This is a genomic window from Shinella sp. Sh6 (assembly GCF_055392685.1).
Genome location: NZ_AP044005.1, coordinates 1247377 through 1267632 on the forward strand (window position 1 = coordinate 1247377; position 20256 = coordinate 1267632).

General features: G+C 65.9%; 19 protein-coding genes. 8 read left to right on the plus strand and 11 right to left on the minus strand.

The genetic code is table 11. From position 1 onward, the window contains the following. The first annotated feature begins 95 nt into the window (after window positions 1-95). The 4 genes from gatB to ACZ5TO_RS06045 all read left to right on the plus strand — a co-directional run bounded on the left by gatB (window position 96) and on the right by ACZ5TO_RS06045 (window position 3161). Window positions 96-1598, plus strand: a complete 1503-nt coding sequence (gene gatB / locus ACZ5TO_RS06030) for an Asp-tRNA(Asn)/Glu-tRNA(Gln) amidotransferase subunit GatB (protein ID WP_464799911.1) — start codon at window positions 96-98, stop codon at window positions 1596-1598. Between the two features lie 4 nt (window positions 1599-1602). Further along, window positions 1603-2103, plus strand: coding sequence for an N-acetyltransferase family protein (locus tag ACZ5TO_RS06035; RefSeq protein ID WP_464799912.1), 501 nt, complete (start codon window positions 1603-1605; stop codon window positions 2101-2103). Between the two features lie 129 nt (window positions 2104-2232). After that, on the plus strand, window positions 2233-2628 hold the full coding sequence (locus ACZ5TO_RS06040) for an NADH:ubiquinone oxidoreductase subunit NDUFA12 (protein WP_184145451.1): 396 nt from the start codon (window positions 2233-2235) through the stop codon (window positions 2626-2628). Between the two features lie 140 nt (window positions 2629-2768). After that, window positions 2769-3161, plus strand: coding sequence for a DUF2155 domain-containing protein (locus ACZ5TO_RS06045; protein WP_464800340.1), 393 nt, complete (start codon window positions 2769-2771; stop codon window positions 3159-3161). 168 nt (window positions 3162-3329) lie between these two features. Here ACZ5TO_RS06045 and aat read toward each other — a convergent pair whose 3' ends face one another. The 5 genes from aat to ACZ5TO_RS06070 all read right to left on the minus strand — a co-directional run bounded on the left by aat (window position 3330) and on the right by ACZ5TO_RS06070 (window position 7147). Continuing rightward, complete coding sequence (aat, locus tag ACZ5TO_RS06050) at window positions 3330-3944, minus strand: leucyl/phenylalanyl-tRNA--protein transferase (protein ID WP_464799913.1); 615 nt, start codon at window positions 3942-3944, stop codon at window positions 3330-3332. Window positions 3945-3957: 13 nt separating this feature from the next. Further along, a complete protein-coding gene (gene accC, locus ACZ5TO_RS06055; protein WP_464799914.1) occupies window positions 3958-5304 on the minus strand; it encodes an acetyl-CoA carboxylase biotin carboxylase subunit in 1347 nt (448 codons plus the stop codon). Window positions 5305-5314: 10 nt separating this feature from the next. After that, window positions 5315-5779 (minus strand): acetyl-CoA carboxylase biotin carboxyl carrier protein, encoded by a 465-nt coding sequence (gene accB / locus ACZ5TO_RS06060; protein WP_184145455.1) that lies wholly within the window; start codon window positions 5777-5779, stop codon window positions 5315-5317. Window positions 5780-5801: 22 nt separating this feature from the next. Then, window positions 5802-6239 (minus strand): type II 3-dehydroquinate dehydratase, encoded by a 438-nt coding sequence (aroQ, locus tag ACZ5TO_RS06065; protein WP_184145456.1) that lies wholly within the window; start codon window positions 6237-6239, stop codon window positions 5802-5804. A gap of 149 nt (window positions 6240-6388) precedes the next feature. After that, entirely contained in the window at window positions 6389-7147 is a 759-nt protein-coding gene (locus tag ACZ5TO_RS06070; RefSeq protein WP_464799915.1) for a DsbA family protein, read from the minus strand. Between the two features lie 207 nt (window positions 7148-7354). Between ACZ5TO_RS06070 and ACZ5TO_RS06075 the strand changes: the two genes are divergently transcribed. After that, a complete protein-coding gene (locus ACZ5TO_RS06075) occupies window positions 7355-8494 on the plus strand; it encodes a pyridoxal phosphate-dependent aminotransferase (RefSeq protein WP_464799916.1) in 1140 nt (379 codons plus the stop codon). A gap of 68 nt (window positions 8495-8562) precedes the next feature. On the opposite strand, the gene ACZ5TO_RS06080 is transcribed toward ACZ5TO_RS06075, so the two are convergent. Together ACZ5TO_RS06080 and ACZ5TO_RS06085 are read right to left on the minus strand one after the other, a co-directional pair. After that, window positions 8563-9327, minus strand: a complete 765-nt coding sequence (locus tag ACZ5TO_RS06080; RefSeq protein ID WP_464799917.1) for an SDR family oxidoreductase — start codon at window positions 9325-9327, stop codon at window positions 8563-8565. Window positions 9328-9461: 134 nt separating this feature from the next. Further along, window positions 9462-12293 (minus strand): Rne/Rng family ribonuclease, encoded by a 2832-nt coding sequence (locus tag ACZ5TO_RS06085; RefSeq protein WP_464799918.1) that lies wholly within the window; start codon window positions 12291-12293, stop codon window positions 9462-9464. A gap of 626 nt (window positions 12294-12919) precedes the next feature. On the opposite strand from ACZ5TO_RS06085, the gene ACZ5TO_RS06090 reads away from it, so the two are divergent. The 3 genes from ACZ5TO_RS06090 to prfB all read left to right on the plus strand — a co-directional run bounded on the left by ACZ5TO_RS06090 (window position 12920) and on the right by prfB (window position 18077). Then, window positions 12920-14155, plus strand: a complete 1236-nt coding sequence (locus ACZ5TO_RS06090; RefSeq protein WP_464799919.1) for an N-acetylmuramoyl-L-alanine amidase — start codon at window positions 12920-12922, stop codon at window positions 14153-14155. A gap of 239 nt (window positions 14156-14394) precedes the next feature. Next, window positions 14395-16845: a penicillin-binding protein 1A gene (locus ACZ5TO_RS06095; protein ID WP_184145462.1), complete on the plus strand. Its 2451-nt coding sequence runs from the start codon at window positions 14395-14397 to the stop codon at window positions 16843-16845. 100 nt (window positions 16846-16945) lie between these two features. Then, a protein-coding gene (gene prfB, locus ACZ5TO_RS06100) for a peptide chain release factor 2 (protein ID WP_184145463.1) occupies window positions 16946-18077 on the plus strand; the annotation gives its coding sequence in 2 pieces (ribosomal slippage) (window positions 16946-17014 and window positions 17016-18077; 1131 coding nt in all). Window positions 18078-18309: 232 nt separating this feature from the next. Here prfB and ACZ5TO_RS06105 read toward each other — a convergent pair. The 4 genes from ACZ5TO_RS06105 to ACZ5TO_RS06120 all read right to left on the minus strand — a co-directional run bounded on the left by ACZ5TO_RS06105 (window position 18310) and on the right by ACZ5TO_RS06120 (window position 20253). Beyond that, on the minus strand, window positions 18310-18801 hold the full coding sequence (locus ACZ5TO_RS06105; RefSeq protein WP_184145464.1) for a hypothetical protein: 492 nt from the start codon (window positions 18799-18801) through the stop codon (window positions 18310-18312). A 31-nt stretch (window positions 18802-18832) separates the two neighbouring features. Then, window positions 18833-19606: an NAD kinase gene (locus tag ACZ5TO_RS06110; RefSeq protein ID WP_184145465.1), complete on the minus strand. Its 774-nt coding sequence runs from the start codon at window positions 19604-19606 to the stop codon at window positions 18833-18835. Window positions 19607-19715: 109 nt separating this feature from the next. Next, a complete protein-coding gene (locus ACZ5TO_RS06115) occupies window positions 19716-19913 on the minus strand; it encodes a hypothetical protein (RefSeq protein ID WP_464799920.1) in 198 nt (65 codons plus the stop codon). A gap of 163 nt (window positions 19914-20076) precedes the next feature. Beyond that, the gene (locus ACZ5TO_RS06120) at window positions 20077-20253 is read right to left on the minus strand and encodes a hypothetical protein (protein WP_184145467.1); all 177 of its coding nucleotides are present in this window, start codon (window positions 20251-20253) and stop codon (window positions 20077-20079) included. Between the last annotated feature and the right edge of the window lie 3 nt (window positions 20254-20256).

Here is a 20256-nt window from a genome sequence, read left to right on the forward strand (position 1 = left end):
CTAACGAGGGTCGGCGGCACCCGCTGAAAACCTTGCGCCGCCTGCCCATATGTTCTACCGAGACAGCACCGAAGACACCACAAAAAGAGCCTGCAATGACCCTCGTCGACGTCCGCACCCCCGATCCGAAACGCTTGATCCCCGGCGCCACCGGCGACTGGGAAGTCATCATCGGCATGGAGGTGCATGCGCAGGTCCTGTCCAATTCCAAGCTCTTCTCGGGCGCCTCCACCGAGTTCGGCAAGGCGCCGAACGCCAATGTCTCGCTCGTCGACGCCGCCATGCCCGGCATGCTGCCCGTCATCAACATCGAATGCGTCCGGCAGGCGGTGCGCACCGGCCTTGGCCTGAAAGCCGAGATCAACCACCGCTCGATCTTCGACCGCAAGAACTACTTCTACCCGGACCTGCCGCAGGGCTACCAGATCTCGCAGTTCAAGGACCCGATCGTCGGCGAGGGCAAGATCGTCATCTCGCTCGGGCCCGACCGGCAGGGCAATTTCGAGGATATCGAGATCGGCATCGAGCGCCTGCACCTCGAGCAGGACGCCGGCAAGTCGATGCACGACCAGCATCCGACCATGTCCTATGTCGACCTCAACCGCTCGGGCGTGGCACTGATGGAGATCGTCTCCAAGCCGGACATGCGCTCCTCGGACGAGGCCAAGGCCTACATGACGAAGCTGCGCTCCATCGTGCGCTACCTCGGCACCTGCGACGGCAACATGGACGAGGGCTCGATGCGCGCGGACGTCAACGTCTCGGTGCGCCGTCCGGGCGAACCCTTCGGCACGCGCTGCGAGATCAAGAACGTCAACTCCATCCGCTTCATCGGCCAGGCCATCGAATATGAGGCCCGCCGCCAGATCGGCATTCTGGAGGATGGCGGTTCCATCGACCAGGAAACCCGCCTCTTCGATCCGGGCAAGGGCGAGACGCGCTCCATGCGCTCCAAGGAAGACGCGCACGACTACCGCTACTTCCCCGATCCGGACCTCTTGCCGCTCGAATTCGACAATGCCTTCGTCGCCGCGCTTCTCGCCGACCTGCCGGAACTGCCGGACGACAAGAAGCTGCGCTTCGTCAAGGATCTCGGCCTTTCGGTCTATGACGCCTCGGTGCTCGTCTCGGAGAAGGCGATCGCCGATTACTACGAGGCCGTCGCCGCCGGCCGCGACGGCAAGATTGCCGCCAACTGGGTCATCAACGACCTGCTCGGCGCCCTGAACAAGGGCGGCAAGGCCATCGAGGAGACTCCGGTTTCGCCCGACCAGCTCGGCGGCATCATCGACCTCATCAAGGACGGCACCATCTCCGGCAAGATCGCCAAGGACCTCTTCGAGATCGTCTGGAACGAGGGCGGCAACCCGGCGGAGATCGTCGAGGCGCGCGGCATGAAGCAGGTGACGGATACCGGCGCCATCGAGAAGGCCGTGGACGAGATCATCGCCGCGAACCCCGATCAGGTCGAGAAGGTCAAGGCCAAGCCCACGCTTGCCGGCTGGTTCGTCGGCCAGGTGATGAAGGCGACGGGCGGCAAGGCCAACCCGCAGGCCGTGCAGGCCCTCGTCAAGGCCAAGCTCGGCATCGAGGAGTAACCCGGTGTTTTTTGTCCGTACGGCTTCGGAGCGCGATCTGGCGAAGGTCAGCGCGCTTCTGGCCGAGACGTGGCACGCGACCTATGATGGCCTCTACGGCGCGGACAGGGTGAGCGAGATCACCGCGCGCTGGCATTCCGTGCCGGCGCTGAAGGCCCGGCTGGAGCGCAAGGACAGCGAGTTCGTCGTCGCCGACAACGGCAGGGAGTTCGCCGGCATGGGCTATGTCGCCATGGCAAAGGACCGGCCGAAGACGGCACTGCTGCACCAGCTCTACGTGCTGCCGCGCTACCAGCGGCAGGGCATCGGCCGCGACATGTTCGCCGAGCTAGAGACCTGCTTTCCCGATGCCAATGCCATGCTGCTGGAGGTCGATCCGCGCAACGAAGCGGCCGTCGCCTTCTATCTGGCGCACGGCTTTGCCAAGGTCGGCGAGGCCAGGCACACGGCGGACGATGTTTCCGGCGTGCCGCTGCACGTCTACGAGAAGCCGCTCGGCGGCTGAAAAGCGGCGAAAAGCCCTATGCGAAGGCGCGGGAATCGCTGGACATTCCGGCCCCGCCGCGCCATAAGCGGAAGAAAATATCAGTCTCGGGCCGCGCTTCCGGCATGGCCCTGCCAAGGACGCCAGCCCATGAACCTTCTCAAGCAGATCTTCACCTGGTGGAACGGTCAGACGATCGGCACCCGCTTTCACACCTGGCGCTTCGGCACCCGGGTCGGACAGGATGAGTTCGGCAACGTCTATTATCAGGGCGGCAAGGATTCCGAGGGGCGCACGCGCCGCTGGGTGATCTACAACGGTTACGCCGAAGCTTCGGCCATTCCGGCCGGCTGGCACGGCTGGATGCACCACCGCACCGACGTTTCCCCGGCCGACGAGGATTACAAGGCGCGCGAGTGGGAACAGCCGCACCGCAAGAACCCCACCGGCACCGCCCAGGCCTATCGCCCGCCGGGCTCGATTGCCGCTGCCGGCGAGCGTCCGCGCGTGACGGGCGACTACGATGCCTGGACGCCGGGCAACTGACACCGATTTGGCCACATTTCGCCGGTAGCTCCGAACGGGCCGGCAAAGGCCGGCGCGGAGCGCAGGAGACGGCATTCATGACAATCGGCTTTTCGACGGCAAGGGCAGGGCGGCGGCTTCTTTCGGCCGCGTTCGCGGCGATGGCTGCCGGCATCGTCATGGCGCCCGTGCCCTCAAAGGCCGCGCGCATCGAAAATCCCGTCGCCACCTTTTCCGGCATCGACAAGATCACCGGCCGCATCACCAGCTTCGACGTCTATATCGGCGAGACGGTGCAGTTCGGCGCGCTGCAGGTGACGCCGAAGGTCTGCTACAGCCGCGACGACACCGAGGCGCAGAAGATCACCTCCTTCGTCGAGGTCGACGAAATCACCCTCGACCGCAAGATCCGCCGCATCTTCACCGGCTGGATGTTCGCCGACAGCCCCGGCCTCAACGCCGTGGAGCACCCCGTCTACGACGTGTGGCTGACCGAGTGCAAGACGAAGTCGGACGTCCCGCCCCCGGACGATTCGCAGGCGAAGGCCGAGTAGGGGACTCCCGTGCCGCGTGGATCCTCGGGTCAAGCCCGAGGATGACGGAGGGGAGGAGGTTTCCTTCCGTCGACTGGCGCGGCATAGGCAACGCTGCTTTTATCGCAATTCTGTCTTCTTACGTCATCCTCGGGCTTGACCCGAGGATCCACGCCCCCGGCACGACCGTCAGAACGGCAAATGCGGCGAGGCCAGCGCGCCCGCCAGCATGTCCTCGTACTCGATCTTCGGCACGTCGACCGCCCCGAACGTCTTCAGGTGCTCCGTCGTGAACTGCGTGTCGAGCAGGCGGAAGCCGCGTTCCCTGAGACGCTCCACGAGATGCACGAGGCAGATCTTGGAGGCGTCCGTGCGCCGCGAGAACATGCTTTCGCCGAAGAACGCAGCGCCCAGCGAGACGCCGTAGAGGCCGCCGACCAGCGTATCGCCCTCCCAGGCCTCGACGGAATGTGCGTGGCCCATACGGTGCAGCGTGCCGTAGAGCGACTTGATCTTCGCGTTGATCCAGGTCGACGGCCGGTCCGGCGCGGCCTCGGCGCAGGCGGCCACCACCGCGTCGAAGGCGGTGTCGAAACGGATGTCGAAGGGTTTCCTGCGGATCGTCCTGGCGAGGCTGCGCGAGACATGGAAGCCATCGAGCGGGATGACGCCCCGCATGTCCGGCTCGACCCAGAAGAGCTCCGGGTCGTCTGCCGAATCGGCCATCGGGAAGAGACCGATGGAATAGGCGCGCAGGAGGAGTTCCGGGGTGATCTCCGGGTGCCTGCTGCGCCGCCCTGCCATGACCGGCGCCCTCTCAGGCGTCGGTCTTGCTGGCCAGGTAGTTTTCCAGCCAGTGAATGTCGTAGTCGCCGTTGGCGATGTCCTGGTTGCCGATGAGGTCCTGGAACAGCGGCAGCGTCGTCTTGATGCCGTCGATGACGAACTCGTCGAGCACGCGGCGCAGGCGCATCATGCATTCGACGCGCGTGCGCCCGTGCACGATGAGCTTGCCGATCAGGCTGTCGTAGTAGGGCGGGATGCGGTAGCCCTGATAGGCGCCCGAATCGACGCGCACGCCAAGGCCGCCCGGCGCATGGAAATGCGTGATCGTACCCGGCGAGGGAACGAAGGTGCGCGGGTCCTCGGCGTTGATGCGGCACTCGATGGCATGGCCCGAGAAGACGATGTCCTTCTGCTCCACGGAGAGGCCGGCGCCGGAGGCGACGCGGATCTGCTCGTGCACGAGGTCGATGCCGGTGATGGCCTCGGTGATCGGGTGCTCCACCTGCAGGCGCGTGTTCATCTCGATGAAATAGAACTCGCCGTTCTCGTAGAGGAACTCCACCGTGCCGGCGCCGCGGTATTTCAGCTTCTTCATGGCATCGGCGCAGATCTGGCCGATCTTCATGCGCTGCTCGACATTGAGGGCCGGGGAATTGGCTTCTTCCCAGACCTTCTGGTGGCGGCGCTGCAGCGAGCAGTCGCGCTCGCCGAGGTGCACAGCATTGCCCATGCCGTCGCCGACGACCTGGATTTCGATGTGGCGCGGCTTGCCGAGGTACTTTTCCATGTAGACGGCATCGTTGCCGAAGGCGGCAAGCGCCTCGGAACGGGCGGTCGAGACGGCCTCGTCGAGGTCGGCTTCGGTCTTGGCGACCTTCATGCCGCGGCCGCCGCCGCCGGCGGTGGCCTTGATGAGCACGGGAAAGCCGATCTTGCGGGCGACTTCCAGCGCGTTCTCCGGCTTCACCTCGCCGTCGGAGCCCGGAACGACGGGAATGCCGAGTTCCTGCGCCGTCTGCTTGGCAGTGATCTTGTCGCCCATGATGCGGATGTGCTCCGCCGTCGGGCCGATGAAGGTGATGCCGTGCGCGTCGAGGATTTCCGCGAACTTGGCGTTCTCCGACAGGAAGCCGTAGCCCGGATGCACGGCATCGGCGCCGGTGATCTCGCAGGCCGCGACGATCTGGTGGATGTTGAGGTAGCTTTCGCGCGAGGGCGGCGGGCCGATGCACACGCTCTCGTCGGCAAGGCGCACATGCATGGCATCGGCGTCGGCCGTCGAATGCACGGCGACCGTGGCGATGCCCAGCTCCTTGCAGGCCCGAAGGACCCGAAGGGCGATTTCGCCGCGGTTGGCAATGAGGACTTTGGAGATCATGGGACCCGCCTTATTCGATGACGATCAGCGGTTCGCCGTATTCGACCGGGCTTGCATCCGAGACGAGGATTTCGGTGACCTTGCCCGAGCGCGGCGCGGGGATCTGGTTCATCGTCTTCATGGCTTCGATGATGAGGATGGTCTGGCCTTCCTTGACGCTCGCGCCGACTTCGACGAAGGCGCGGGCGCCCGGGGCGGGCGAGAGGTAGGCGGTGCCCACCATCGGCGCCGTCACGGCATTCTTGTTGTTGCGGGCGTCGGCGGGGGCTGCCGCTGCGGCGGGCGCGGCGGCCGGGGCCGCGCTGAGGGCGGGAGCGGCGATCGGGGCCTGGACATATTGCGGCGTGCCGGCGCGCGAGACGCGGATGCGCAGGTCGTCCTGCTCCACTTCGATCTCGGTCAGGTCCGTCTCGTTGAGGATGTTGGCGAGATCGCGGATCAGAGCCTGATCGATGCCGTGTTTCTTTTCAGCCATGGAAGTGAGCCTCTGGTTCTTCTTATGTCGTGATGGATGAGAGCGCATGGAGCGCGAGGATATAGCTGTGCGCGCCGAAGCCGCAGATGACGCCCTTCACGGCGGGCGCGATCATCGACTTGTGGCGGAATTCCTCACGGGCATGCACGTTGGAAAGGTGCAGCTCGACCACCGGGATCTTGATGGCGCGGATGGCGTCATGCAGGGCGAGCGAGGTGTGGGTATAGGCACCGGCGTTGATGGCGATGCCGGCGGCAACGTCGCCGGCCTCATGGATCCAGTCGACCAGATCGCCTTCGTGGTTGGATTGGCGGAAATCGACGGCAAAGCCCAGCTTCTCGCCCTCCGCCTTGCAGAGCGCCTCGATGTCGGCGAGCGTGTGGCCGCCGTAGATACCGGGCTCGCGCTTGCCGAGTGCGTTGAGGTTGGGGCCGTTGAGCACGAAAAGGGGTAGAGCCATTCGCAATTCCGCATGCTGGATAGAGGACTACCTATAGACCGGCGGTTCCCGCAGGGAAAGCCCCAAGGGCAGGGGCTTTGCCGGTCGAAAGGGCCGATGTCCACAAGCCAAGCGCTCAACACGGCCAGCATGGCAGGAAGATGGCGAAATCAGCAGGTTGCCTTGCCGCAGGCGCGCACGTTGGCGATCTTTTCGCGAAGGTCCTCTTCGCCGACCGCGCCGAACACCATTTCCTGGCCCACGACATAGGACGGCGTGCCGGTGATGCCGAGGTCGTTCGCCAGCGAATAGGCCTGGCGCACGGCGTCGTCATGCGGCTTGTCGGCCATGGTCTTGCGGATATCCGCCTCGGAAATGCCCATGCCGGAGGCGATCGCAATGGCGCTCTCCTCCGTCGCGCGGCCTTCGCTGCCGAGCAGCGCCCGGTGGAACGCGCCGTATTTTTCCGGCGCAAGGTCGCGCACGGCGGCGCTCACCTTGTGGGCGGCAAGCGAATCGGGGCCGAGGATCGGCAGTTCCTTGAGGACGAAGCGGACGTTCTTGTCGTCCTTCAGGATCGCGTCCATGTCCGGCAGCGCCCGCTTGCAGTAGCCGCAATTGTAGTCGAAGAACTCGACGATGGTGACGTCGCCCTTCGGATTGCCGAGGGCGATATCGTAGGGCGAGGAGAAGATCGTCTTCTCGTTGTCGGTGATGACGGCCTCGGCCTTGGCCTGCTGCTGCGCCGCCTGCTTCTTCTGCAGGGCTTCCTGCACGTCGATGAGGATTTCCGGATTCTCGACGAGGTATTCCTTGATGAAGTCGCCGAACTCCTTCTTCTGCGCGTCGTCGAGCGCGAGGGCGGGAAGGGGGGCTGCGACCGTAATGGCAAGGGCAACGGTGGCCGCGAGCTTCGTCTTGAAAATCATCTTTGTCCTGTCCTCGTCGTGATGCGCCGCAGAAGTGCCATTGCCCGCGCCGCCGCGTCAATGCCGGGGGCGGGCTTTCAACGACCTTATGACGCAAGCCTTGCAAACGACAGGGCAAAAGCGGCGGATTTTCGGCCCTCGCGGGATTGTGAAGAGCGGCGTCTTGCGGCAGGAAGGCGGCGGACCGGAAGCGCAGAAAGGCAAGCCATGAAACTCTCCCGCCGCGGGGCCGTCGAACCCTTCCACGCCATGGACGTGCTCGCCGAGGCGACGAAGCGGCGCGCAAGCGGCCGGCCGGTCATCTCCATGGCCGTCGGCCAGCCCGTGCACCCGGCGCCCGAGGCGGCCCGCCAGGCGGCGCGCAAGGCGCTGGAGATCGGCCGCATCGGCTATACGGACGCGCTCGGCCTTCTCTCGCTGCGCCGCGCCATCTCGGATTTCTACCGGGAGCGCCACGGCGTTTCGGTCGATCCCGGCCGCATCGCCATTACCACGGGCTCGTCGGCCGGCTTCAACCTTGCCTTCCTCGCCCTCTTCGATGCCGGCGACCGCGTTGCCATCGCGCGTCCCGGCTACCCGGCCTATCGCAACATCCTCGCCGCGCTCGGCATCGAGACGGTGGAGATTGAGGTGAGCGCCGAAAACGGCTTCACGCTGACGCCGGAGGCGCTTCAGGCCGCGGGCCGCATCGACGGCGTGCTGCTGGCAAGCCCCGCCAATCCCACCGGCACGGTGACGGGGCGGGCGAACCTTGCCGCGCTCTCGGCCTATTGCCGGGAGAACGGCATCGCCTTCATCTCGGACGAGATCTATCACGGCCTCACCTTCGTCGGCGAGGAGGCGACGGCGCTGGAATTCGGCGAGGATGCCGTCATCATCAACTCGTTCTCGAAATACTATTGCATGACCGGCTGGCGGATCGGCTGGATGGTGCTGCCGGAAAAACTGGTGCGCCCCGTCGAGCGCATCGCCCAGAGCCTCTACATCTCCGCGCCGGAGCTCTCGCAGATCGCAGCGGAGGCGGCGCTCGGCGCGGAGGCGGAGCTGAACGTCTATCGCGACGCCTACCGGGTGAACTGTGACTTCCTCGTCAAGCGCCTGCCGGAACTCGGCTTCTCCGTCGCCTCGCCGATGGACGGCGCCTTCTACGCCTATGTCGATGTCAGCCGCTTCACCAACGACAGCATGGCCTTCGCCCGGCGCATGCTGGCCGAGACCGACGTGGCGGCGACGCCCGGCATCGACTTCGACCCGAAGGACGGCCATCACACGATGCGCTTTTCCTATGCCGGTTCCTTCGAGGAGATGAGCGAGGCGGTCGACCGCCTCGCACGCTGGCTCGGCTGAAAAGGATTCCGCTTCAAGGCGTTGCGGCGCGAAGCGGAATCGATCTTTCAGGCAGGTGAATCACTTTCTCACACGCGGTTGATCGAGACGCCGCCGTCCACCAGCATGGCCGTGCCGGTCATGAAGCTGGAGGCCGGCGCGGCGAGGAAAAGCGCCGCCTCGGCGATCTCCTCCGGCTCGGCCATGCGCTTGAAGGCGTTGAGGCCCGCCACGAAGGCGCGTGCCTCGGGCGTCGCCGCCACTTCCCGTCCCATCGGCGTGTCCGTGGCGCCCGGCAACAGCGCGTTCACGCGGATGCCCTTCGGCCCGCATTCCGAGGCGAGCACCTGCACGAGGCCGATGAGGCCCGATTTCGAGGCGGCATAGGCCGCAAGCCCCGGAAAGCCCGCCGTATGGCCGACGAAGGTGGAGGTGAAGACCAGCGAGCCGCCGCCGCGCGCCTCCAGCGCCGGCAACTGGTACTTGGCGGCAAGGAAGCCGCTCGTGAGATTGGCGCCGAGGACGCCCTGCCAGTCCTCCATGGAAAGGTCGGGCAGCGGGCCGACGGGTCCCGTCGTGCCGGCATTGTTGAAGGCGATGTCGAGGCCGCCGAATTCCGCCTTCGCGGCATCGACAAGGTCCCGGTGATGCGCTTCGTCGGCGACGTCGCCGGCAAGGGCGATGGCGCTGCCGCCGGCCGCGCGGACCTCGCCGGCCACGGCCTCCAGCCGGTCGCGCCCGCGCGATGAGAGCACGAGTTTTGCACCATTGCGGGAAAAGAGGAGGGCGGCGGCGCGGCCGATGCCGGAGCTTGCGCCGGTGATGATGGCGACCTTGTCGTCGAGGCGGGTCATGGATGTCTCCCTGCTGGTTTCTGACGACCGCGGGTGTCGCAGAAGGGCAGGCAGGCAGCCACCCGATTTCCGCATGAAAGCAAAAGGCCCGGTCGAAACCGGGCCTTTCAAATTCATCCGTTAAGACAGGCGTCTCAGAAGAAGCCGCGGCGCTGCCACCAGCCGCCCTTCTTGGGCTTTTCCGGTTCGTCTTCCGGCGTGGCTTCCTTCGTCGTGGACGACTTCACCACCGGCTCGGAAGCGATCTTGTTGATGTCGCGGTTGGCGCGGACGGGCTTGGCCGGCTCTTCGAGATCGGCGGAGGCCTCCTCGACTTCCGGCTCGGCCGGAGCGGCTTCTTCCACGACGGCGACGGGCTGCGCCTCGACTTCGCTGCGGGCGGCTTCGTCCGGCGCGACGTCCTCGGCAGCAGCCTTGGCGCGGCTGCGGCGGGCCCGCTTCGGCTTGGCCGGCGCCTCTTCGGCGACGACCTCGGCCGGCACTTCCTCGGGAGCGGCCGCTACCTCGACGGTTTCGGCTTCGACGGCGGCGATCTCTTCACCCTCGTCGTCGCCTTCATCCTCGCCATCGGCGCCTTCGGCATCGGCGGAACCCTCGTCCTCGGGACGATTGCGGCGGCCACCGCGCTTGCCGCGGCGGCGGCGCTTGCGGCGGGGCTCGGAATCGGAGGCCTGTGCGCCGTCCTGGCCTTCCTCGCCTTCGGCATCCTCGTCGTCGCCGTCGAGCGTGTCTTCATCGCCCGCCCGCTCGCCGCCGAAGGAGGCGGTGTCGGCGCCTTCGCCGTTCTCGCGGCCCTTGCCGCGACGGCGGCGGCGGCGCTTGCGCTTGCGGCCGTTCTCGTCGGAGGCCGACTGCGCGGCCTGGGCTGCCGCAGCGGGACGGGCCTCGTCCTCTTCCTCGTCGATCTCCTCCTCGATCACGACGTCGTCTTCTTCCGGCTCGGGCTCGAAATGCATGAGCTGTTCGATCTTGACCGGGTTCTCGACGGGCTCGCCGCGGTCGACAGCGAAGTGCTGCGCGCCGACATGGGCATCCGCCTCGATGATGATGGCGACGCCGAAGCGGGCCTCATAGTCGATGATCGTGCCGCGCTTGTGATTGAGGAGGTAGAGCGCGATGTCCGGTGTGGTGCGGACGGTGATGTTGTGCGTCGTGTTCTTGAGGAGATATTCCTCGATGCCGCGCAGGACATGCAGCGCGACGGACGACTGCGAGCGGATATGCCCCGTGCCGTTGCAGTGCGGGCAGGTCTGCATGGTCGATTCGAGAACGGAGGCGCGGATGCGCTGGCGCGACATTTCGAGCAGGCCGAAATGCGAGATGCGGCCGACCTGGATGCGCGCGCGGTCGTTCTTGAGATGGTCCTTCAGGCGCTTCTCGACGGCCCGGTTGTTGCGCTTCTCCTCCATGTCGATGAAGTCGATGACGACGAGGCCGGCAAGGTCGCGCAGGCGCAGCTGGCGCGCGACTTCTTCCGCCGCTTCCAGGTTCGTCTGCAGCGCGGTCTCCTCGATGGAGTGCTCGCGCGTCGAGCGGCCGGAGTTGACGTCGATCGAGACGAGCGCCTCGGTCTGGTTGATGATGATGTAGCCGCCGGACTTCAGCGTCACCTGCGGCTGCAGCATGCGGTCGAGCTGGGCTTCGATGCCCGAGCGCGAGAAGATCGGATGCACGTCGCGATAGGGCTGGACGACCTTCGCGTGGCTCGGCATCAGCATCTTCATGAAAGCTTTCGCCTCCTTGTAGCCTTCCTCGCCGGCAACGACGATCTCGCTGATGTCCTTGTTGTAGAGGTCGCGGATCGAGCGCTTGATGAGCGAGCCTTCCTCGTAGACGAGGCAGGGCGCCGTGGAGGCGAGGGTGAGCGTGCGGACGTTCTCCCAAAGGCGCATCAGGTATTCGAAGTCGCGCTTGACCTCGACGCGGGTGCGGTTGGCGCCGGCGGTGCGCAGGATGACGCCCATGCCCTGCGGAACTTCCAGATCGCGGGCGATCTCCTTCAGGCGCTTGCGGTCCTGCAGGTTGGTGATCTTGCGGGAAATGCCGCCGCCGCGCGCCGTGTTCGGCATCAGGACGGAGTAGCGGCCGGCGAGCGACAGGTACGTGGTCAGCGCCGCGCCCTTGTTGCCGCGCTCTTCCTTGGCGACCTGCACGAGCAGGATCTGGCGGCGCTTGATGACTTCCTGGATGCGGTACTGCTTGCGCGGCTTGCGCTGGACGCGGTCCGGAACCTCTTCCATGGCGTCTTCGGCGCCGACGGATTCGATGACTTCCTTTTCCTCGCCGTTGTGGTCGTCGTCATCCTCGTCTTCGTCGCGCCGGCGGCGGCCGCGCTTGCGTTCGGCGGGTTCGGAGACCTCATCGGTGTCGACGGCCATGGCCATCGCGCCGCCGGGCGTCTCGTCGTCGCTGCCTTCGGAGGGGGCGGCGGCCTCTTCGGCGGCCGGGGCGTCCTCGGTCTTCGCCTTGGCCTTGCGGGTGCGGCGCGGCTTCTTCGGCTTTTCGGCCGGGGCTTCCTCGGCCAGATCGGCGGAGGCCTCGACGACCTCGGGTTCGGCTACGGCCTCGACCGGCGTCTCCTCGACGGTGGCGGCGGCTTCGGCCTCGGCCGGTGCCTCGCTCTCCTCGGAACGGTCGCCGGCGGTCTCGACATGCTCGATGTCGTCGTCGCGGCGGTGCTCCTCGGCCTCGGCCCTCAGGAGGGCCTGACGGTCGGCAAGCGGGATCTGGTAGTAATCCGGGTGGATTTCGGCGAAGGCCAGGAAGCCGTGGCGGTTGCCGCCGTAGTCGACGAAGGCCGCCTGGAGCGACGGTTCGACGCGCGTGACCTTGGCAAGGTAGATATTGCCGCGGATCTGTTTCTTGTATTGGGACTCGAAGTCGAATTCTTCTATGCGGTTCCCGCGTACGACGACAACCCGCGTCTCCTCAGCGTGAGACGCATCGATAAGCATTTTCTCTGCCATGTAGATTGAGCTCCTCGGCGCAGCCGCAATCCGTGCGGCAAGCTGTTCCCTAGGAGGGATGAGCCGGGGGAGGAGTGGGATGCGCCGGATAAGTAAGTTCCCGTCAGGCCCCGGTGAGGGGTGAGCGGCCGGAGGGCGGCGGGCACGCGAGCGTCCCGATACCTGTTACCCTCTGATAAAAGCCGCCGTGACAACATCAACGTCCAACGAGAATGCCAGTGCCATAGACCCTGAAGGTCCGATGAAATTGCCCTTCGTGAAGGGCGAGCGGTGGAAATCCACCTTGACTGTTCCGGCCACCGCCGGTTTACGCGATCTAATCGGCCGGGAAAAAACGGTGCGACGGCGGATGAAGGCCCGGTTTGGCGCCAAGTCCCGGGAAGGGGGGCTGCCTGCTCCAGACGATTCTATCCCGTCTATTCTTTTTCCCTGATTTTGCTTTTATGGCGGATATGTCACAATGGCAAGGGAAAAGCCGAAAGCGCCATAATCCTGATGGATTTGCCCTTATGGCTGCCGGAACGCGGGCGGTGGCAAGTTTCGGTTAACCATATGGGGGCATCTATGGGGCTTGTCCAGCGCCGCACCGCGCGCAATTCACGCGTTTGAACGGACCGCCACTGGTGATGCCAAGTCTTCCGATTCCATATCCGCTCCGCCTTGCCGCCGGCGCGCTCCTTTTCCTTCTCTGCGTGGCGCTTGCCGTGCCGGCCTTCGCCGCCGCGCCCGCATCCGCCCCGCTGCTCGCCTTTTCCGCCCGCGTCGCCGGCGACGATGCGCGCACGCGCCTCGTCATCGATTTCGACCGCAAGCCGGAATTCGAGGTGCACTATGTCGCCAATCCCTACCGCGTGCTGATCGACCTGCCGGAGACCGATTTCGGCATCAAGGCGGAGGAGATGGAGGCGCGCGGCATCATTTCCGATATCCGCTACGGCACCATGGCCGCCGGCCGCTCGCGCATCGTGCTCACGGCGGCGCGTCCCATCGGCGTGGTGCTGGCCGAGGTGCAGGAAGAGAAGGGGGCGACGACCTACCGCCTCGTGATCGATACGGCGATCGTCACCGACCAGGCCTTCCAGGAGAAGATGAAGACGCAGAGCTGGCAGGAGGCCTCGGCCTCTGCCGGCCAGTCCGCCATGCTGCTGCCCGGCGGCAAGGCCGGCGGTCCCTTCATCATCGCCGTCGATGCGGGCCATGGCGGCATCGACAACGGCGCGAGCGGCGGCGTCACCAAGACGGAGGAGAAGGTCGTCACGCTGGCCTTCGCGCGGCAGCTTGCCGAGGCGCTGAACAAGCTGCCGGACACGCGCGCCTTCCTGACGCGCGACAAGGACGAATTCCTCTCGCTCTCGCAGCGCGTGCAGCTTGCCCGCAACGAGGGCGCCAATCTCCTCATCTCCATCCATGCCGACACGGTCAGGCAGAAGGACATCCGCGGCGCGACGGTCTACACGATCTCCGACAAGGCCTCCGACAGCCTTGCCGCAAGCCTTGCCGAGCGCGAGAACCTTTCCGACCAGATCGCCGGCATCGCCCTTTCCGAGGAGCCGGCGGAGGTCGCCGACATCCTCCTCGACCTGACGCGCCGGGAGACGCAGGCCTTCTCCGTCAACCTTGCCCGCAGCGTCGTCGGCGCCTTCAAGGACCAGGTGCTGCTGATCAACAATCCCCACCGCCATGCCGGCTTCCGCGTGCTGACCGCGCCGGACGTGCCCTCCGTCCTCGTCGAGCTCGGCTTCCTGTCGAACAAGGACGACGAGAAGCTGCTGGTCGATCCGGCCTGGCAGAAGAAGGTGGCCGGCCTGCTCGCAAAGGCCGTGGGCGAATACCGCACGACGGTGGTGGCGAACGGCGGCTGACGCGGGGCCTTCGCGTTGTGCTGGAAAAGTGACATTGGCCGCCATTGTGCGGTGGCGAAGCCGGGATGCATGCTGTAAGCCCTATTTTCCTCACATTCCGATCGCTAGACGGGATCGGCAGAATGGGGTGACTCGTCTTCGCACGCGAAGGCGCGACGGTCGTCTGCGGCCGTGGCGAAGAGGCCGGGCGGCAGGGCTGCCCGAGAGAACGACAAGATACAGGCATCGGTAGCTGGCTCATGATCAGACTGATTGGATATTTCTTCGGGATTGGCGCCGTGGCGTTCCTCGGCGTGGCGGCTGCGGTCGCGCTCTATCTCGGAAGTGTCACGAAGGATCTTCCCGACTATGAGGTCCTCAATAGCTACGCGCCGCCGGTGACGACCCGCATGCATGCCGGCAACGGCGCGCTGATGGCCGAATATGCCCGCGAGCGCCGCCTCTTCCTGCCGATCCAGGCGATCCCCGACCGGGTGAAGGCCGCCTTCCTGTCGGCGGAAGACAAGAACTTCTACCAGCACCCCGGCGTCGACGTGACGGGCCTCTTCCGCGCCGTCCTCGTCAACATCCAGAACATGGGCTCGGGCCGCCGTCCGGTCGGCGCCTCGACCATCACCCAGCAGGTCGCCAAGAACTTCCTGCTCTCCTCCGACCAGACGATCGACCGCAAGGTGAAGGAAGCGATCCTCTCCTTCCGCATCGAGCAGGCCTATTCCAAGGACCGCATTCTCGAGCTCTACCTCAACGAGATCTTCTTCGGCCTCAATTCCTACGGCATCGCCAGCGCCGCGCTCACCTATTTCGACAAGTCGGTGACGGAACTGACGATCGCCGAGACCGCCTACCTCGCCTCCCTGCCGAAGGGCCCGTCGAACTACCACCCGTTCCGCCATCCGGACGCCGCGCTCGAGCGCCGCAACTGGGTGATCGACCGCATGGTCGAGAACGGCTATGTCAGCCAGGCCGACGGAGCGGAAGCCAAGGCGCAGCCGCTCGGCGTGACGCCGCGTCAACGCGGTTCCCATCTCTTCGCCTCGGAATATTTCTCCGAGGAGGTCCGCCGCCAGATCATCGAGCGCTACGGCGACAACGCCCTTTATGAGGGCGGCCTTTCGGTGCGCACCTCGCTCGACCCGCGCGTCCAGGTCGCGGCCCGCAAGGCGCTCCAGCACGGCCTCGTCACCTACGACGAGCGCCGCGGCTTCCACGGCCCGATCAAGACGATCGAGGTCGGCGGCGACTGGGGCGTGGAACTGGCCAAGGTCGACAGCTTCTCCGACGTGCCGGAATGGAAGCTCGCCGTCGTCCTCGCCGTGGACGAAAGCGGCGCCGATATCGGCCTCCAGCCGCGCAAGGACAGCGCCGGCAAGGTCGTCGCCGAGCGCGTGACGGGCCGCATCGAGGCCAAGGACATGAGCTGGGCCTTCCGCTCGGCCAAGGGCGACCGCAAGACGACGAAGACGCCGGTCGGCGTGTTCGACGCCGGCGACGTCGTCTATGTCGAGCCGACGGAGGACGGCAAGTCCTACCGCCTGCGCCAGCCGCCGAAGGTGCAGGGCGGTCTCGTCGCCATGGACCCGCATACCGGCCGCGTGCTCGCCATGGTCGGCGGCTTCTCCTATGCCCAGTCGGAGTTCAACCGCGCCACGCAGGCGATGCGCCAGCCGGGCTCCTCCTTCAAGCCCTTCGTCTACGCCGCCGCGCTCGACAACGGCTATACGCCGGCCTCGGTGATCCTCGACGCGCCCTTCGAGATGGTCTCGGGCGGGCAGGTCTGGCGGCCGCAGAACTATGGCGGCGGCTCGTCCGGCCCCTCGACGCTGCGCCTCGGCATCGAGAAGTCGCGCAACCTGATGACTGTCCGCCTTGCCAACGACATGGGCATGAACCTCGTCGCCGAATATGCCGAGCGCTTCGGCATCTACGACAAGATGCTGCCCGTGCTTGCCATGTCGCTCGGCTCGGGCGAGACGACGGTGCTGCGCATGGTCTCGGCCTATGCCGTGCTTGCCAACGGCGGCAAGCAGATCAAGCCCTCGCTGATCGACCGCATCCAGGACCGCTACGGCAAGACCATCTTCCGCCACGAGCAGCGCATCTGCGAGGATTGCAATGCCGGCGACTGGGAGAACCAGGAAGAGCCGGTGCTGGTGGACAACCGCGAGCAGGTGCTCGACCCGATGACCGCCTACCAGATCACCTCGATGATGGAAGGCGTCATCTCGCGCGGCACCGCCGCCGGCAAGGTCAAGCTCGACCGCCCGGTGGCCGGCAAGACCGGCACGACCAACGACGAGAAGGACGCCTGGTTCGTCGGCTATACGCCGGACCTCGTGGCCGGCCTCTATATCGGCTTCGACAACCCGGCTCCGCTGGGGCGTGGCGCGACCGGCGGCTCGCTTGCCGCGCCGATCTTCAACGAGTTCATGCAGGCCGCCGTCGACGGCACGCCGCAGACGAAGTTCATCGTGCCGGAAGGCATGAAGTTCATCGCCGTCAACCGCAAGACGGGCATGCAGGCCATCGAGGGCGATCCGGACACGATCATGGAAGCCTTCAAGCCCGGCACCGGCCCCGCCGACGTCTTCTCCGTCATCGGCGGCGACGAATACGCGACGCCCGAGGAAATCCTGAAGAGCTCGCCACAGGCGAACCAGGCCGTGACGGGCGGCAGCGGCGGCCTGTTCTGATCCATCGCCACCCACTTCGAGGGCGGGCGCGGGGCTTTACATCCGCGCCCGCCCTCTCTATTTCGGGGCCACCGAAACCTGAAGCATCGAAGAAACGGACATGCGCGCGGAAATCGAGAATATCGTCGACGAAATCAAGCAGGCCATAAGCCTGCTGAGGAGGCATCTTTGACTGGGATCAGGCGGTAAGACGACTGGACTGGTTGAACAACAAGGCAGAGGATCCGAGCCTCTGGAACGATGCCCAGGAAGCCCAGAAGCTGATGCGCGAGCGCCAGCAGCTGGATGAGGGCATCAATGGCGTCAAGGCCATCGAGCAGCAGCTCAGGGACAATGTCGAACTCATCGAAATGGGTGAGGAAGAAGGCGACGAGGCGATCGTCAAGGACGCCGAGGACGCCCTGAAGGCGCTGAGGACCGAGGCCGCGCGCAAGCAGGTCGAGGCCATGCTCTCGGGCGAGGCGGACGGCAACGACACCTATCTCGAAGTGCATTCCGGCGCCGGCGGCACGGAAAGCCAGGACTGGGCGAACATGCTTCTGCGCATGTACACCCGCTGGGCGGAGCGCTCGGGCTACAAGGTGGAGCTGCTGGAAGTCCACGACGGCGAAGAGGCCGGCATCAAGTCGGCGACGATGCTCGTCAAGGGCCACAACGCCTATGGCTGGCTGAAGACGGAATCGGGCGTGCATCGCCTCGTGCGCATCTCGCCCTATGACAGCAATGCGCGCCGGCACACCTCGTTCTCGTCGATCTGGGTTTATCCCGTTGTCGACGAATCGATCAATATCGAGGTCAACGAGAGCGATTGCCGCATCGATACCTACCGTTCCTCGGGTGCCGGCGGCCAGCACGTCAACACGACCGACTCGGCCGTGCGCATCACGCATATCCCGACCGGCATCGTGGTCGCCTGCCAGCAGGAGCGCTCGCAGCACAAGAACCGCGCCAAGGCTTGGGACATGCTGCGCGCCCGTCTCTACGAGGCCGAGCTGAAGAAGCGCGAGGAAGCCGCCAACGCCGAAGCCGCCTCCAAGACGGATATCGGCTGGGGCCACCAGATCCGCTCCTACGTCCTCCAGCCCTACCAGCTCGTCAAGGACCTTCGCACGGGCGTCGAAAGCACGGCGCCCTCCGATGTCCTTGACGGCGAAATCGACGAGTTCATGGAAGCCGCGCTCGCCCACCGCGTCAACGGCGGCGCCGATGCCGTGGTGGACGACCTGAACTGAGGTTGGGCTGTCTATCCGGAATGGAAAACGGGCGCTTCGGCGCCCGTTTTTGCGAGCGGCGCCTTGTGGATCCCCGGGTCAAGCCCAAGAATAAGGGCAGAAGGGACGTATGGCGGCCAAAGCGATGGTCCGGCATGCCGCGCTGTCGGCAGGAGGTGGTCGGCTTCTCCTCCCCCACCGTCATCCTCGGGCTTGACCCGAGGATCCACAACTCACCCGCAACGATTGCGGCTCAGTTCGTCGCCCGTTCTATCCTGATCTCGCCGAGATCGTCGACCAGCACCGTCCAGCTTTCCGGTTCCGCCGCCTTCGGGTCCGTCTTGAGGTAGACGGTGGCGAAGAGACCGGGCTGCGTGGTGATGCCGGAAGAATTTTCCGGGCGGATATCCGTCACGTAGGGTTTCAGCGCCGAAAACTCCTCCAGTTCGGTGGAGGAGGCGATCTTCGGACCTTCGGCCGTCGATTCGATCTGCTGGAGATGGATTTCGGCCGTGCCGTCCGGCTGGCGCACGGCGATCAGCTTGTAGTAGCCGCGCCGCATCTCCGCCGGCTTGCCGGCAGGGGCCTCTGCCGTTTCGCCGTCCTCCGCGTCGGCCGGCTCTTCCCAGTAGCCGGTGCTCACCACGAAGGTGATCGTCTCCGGCACGGGCGGCTCGCCTTCGGCGAAGGCGGGCGCGGCAAGGAGGAGAAGGGTGAGGGCGCTGGCAAGCAGGGGGCGCTTCATGGCGAAAAGTCCGTTCGGTTCCGTCGATCCGTCAATAATCGAACTGTTCGGCGAGAATCCGGTCGGACCAGGAATGATCCGGATCGGACAGGATGCGGGCCGCAAGGTGGGCCGATTCGGCGATGCGCACCGATGTGACGGACTTGACCTCGGTATTGTCGGCGACCGCGTTGACCGGACGCTTTTCCGCCTCCAGCACCTCGATCTCCACCGTCACCTTGTTGGGCAGCAGCGCGCCGCGCCAGCGCCGGGGGCGGAAGGCGCTGACGGGGGTGAGCGCCAGGAGAGGCGCCTCCAGCGGCAGGATGGGGCCGTGGGCGGAAAGGTTGTAGGCCGTCGAGCCGGCGGGCGTCGCCAGAAGCAGCCCGTCGCAGATCAGCTCCTCCAGCCGCACGCGCCCGTCGATGCTGACCCTCAGCTTCGCCGCCTGGTAGGACTGGCGGAAGACGTAGACCTCGTTGATGGCGAGCGCCCGGCGCTCCTGGCCGCTCGCATCGCCCGTCACCATTTCCAGCGGCCGGAAGGCGTTCTCCACCGCCCCGTCGATGCGGGCCGGCAGGTCCTTCGTGTCGTAGCGGTTCATCAGGAAGCCGACCGAGCCGCGGTTCATGCCGTAGACCGGCTTGCCGGTGCTCATGGTCGTGTGCAGCGTCTGGAGCATGAAGCCGTCGCCGCCGAGCGCGACGATCACGTCCGCTTCCTCGGGATCGGTATTGCCGTAGACGGAGATCAGCTCCTCGCGCGCTTCCTGCGCTTCGGCCGCCTGCGAGGCGACGAAGGAAAGGGAGTGGAAGTTACGCGTCATGCCGGATCCCGCATCCTCGTTCGAACGGCGCCCGTCGGGCCGGTCTTTGTCGCATGCCTTTACGGCATGCGCATCTGAAAAATGTGACAGGGTTGCGGGAGCCGTACCTTCAGTGCGAGCTCTTCTCCGCCTGCGCCTCGAGGCCCTTGAGCACCGCCTGGCCGGCGGCGGCGGCCTGCATCGGGTTGGCGAAGGGGCCTTTCACCGGATAGGTGACGCCGCGGAAGGTGAGGGCGAAGAAATACTGTCCCTTGCGGTCTTTCTGCACCGTGACCTTCGAAGCCGGTTTTTCCTTGTCTGTCGCCACGTCCGTTCCTCCGCACGATCGCCCCTGTCGCACGCGGGCCGTGGCCGGGCGTGGGGGCAGGCGCCACAGGCGCCGATTGAACCAGCAACGCCTATAGGACACTCACCTCCGCACGGCAATCCGCTGCCGGAAGCAACAGTCGATCGCCGGGAGGGCTTGAGGACTACCGGCCACATGCCGGGCGGGGATGCGGGCCGCCGAGGCCCATGGCGATGGCGGCGATCGCGAGGCGTTCCTCGACCGCATCGCGCTCGGCGATAAGGGTGCGCAGGGCTTCCAGCGCATCGCCGCCGTGCAACGCCAGGATTTCGGTCGCTTCGTCGGAGCAGGGCTGCTGCATGCG

Bases quoted from the DNA above. Each gene is read 5' to 3' on its own strand.
- gatB (WP_464799911.1), top strand. From the start codon at position 96: ATGACCCTCGTCGACGTCCGCACCCCCGATCCGAAACGCTTGATCCCC.
- ACZ5TO_RS06040 (WP_184145451.1), top strand. From the start codon at position 2,233: ATGAACCTTCTCAAGCAGATCTTCACCTGGTGGAACGGTCAGACGATC.
- ACZ5TO_RS06045 (WP_464800340.1), top strand. From the start codon at position 2,769: ATGGCTGCCGGCATCGTCATGGCGCCCGTGCCCTCAAAGGCCGCGCGC.
- aat (WP_464799913.1), bottom strand. From the start codon at position 3,944: ATGGCAGGGCGGCGCAGCAGGCACCCGGAGATCACCCCGGAACTCCTC.
- accC (WP_464799914.1), bottom strand. From the start codon at position 5,304: ATGATCTCCAAAGTCCTCATTGCCAACCGCGGCGAAATCGCCCTTCGG.
- accB (WP_184145455.1), bottom strand. From the start codon at position 5,779: ATGGCTGAAAAGAAACACGGCATCGATCAGGCTCTGATCCGCGATCTC.
- aroQ (WP_184145456.1), bottom strand. From the start codon at position 6,239: ATGGCTCTACCCCTTTTCGTGCTCAACGGCCCCAACCTCAACGCACTC.
- ACZ5TO_RS06070 (WP_464799915.1), bottom strand. From the start codon at position 7,147: ATGATTTTCAAGACGAAGCTCGCGGCCACCGTTGCCCTTGCCATTACG.
- ACZ5TO_RS06075 (WP_464799916.1), top strand. From the start codon at position 7,355: ATGAAACTCTCCCGCCGCGGGGCCGTCGAACCCTTCCACGCCATGGAC.
- ACZ5TO_RS06080 (WP_464799917.1), bottom strand. From the start codon at position 9,327: ATGACCCGCCTCGACGACAAGGTCGCCATCATCACCGGCGCAAGCTCC.
- ACZ5TO_RS06085 (WP_464799918.1), bottom strand. From the start codon at position 12,293: ATGGCAGAGAAAATGCTTATCGATGCGTCTCACGCTGAGGAGACGCGG.
- ACZ5TO_RS06090 (WP_464799919.1), top strand. From the start codon at position 12,920: ATGCCAAGTCTTCCGATTCCATATCCGCTCCGCCTTGCCGCCGGCGCG.
- ACZ5TO_RS06095 (WP_184145462.1), top strand. From the start codon at position 14,395: ATGATCAGACTGATTGGATATTTCTTCGGGATTGGCGCCGTGGCGTTC.
- ACZ5TO_RS06105 (WP_184145464.1), bottom strand. From the start codon at position 18,801: ATGAAGCGCCCCCTGCTTGCCAGCGCCCTCACCCTTCTCCTCCTTGCC.
- ACZ5TO_RS06110 (WP_184145465.1), bottom strand. From the start codon at position 19,606: ATGACGCGTAACTTCCACTCCCTTTCCTTCGTCGCCTCGCAGGCGGCC.
- ACZ5TO_RS06120 (WP_184145467.1), bottom strand. From the start codon at position 20,253: ATGCAGCAGCCCTGCTCCGACGAAGCGACCGAAATCCTGGCGTTGCAC.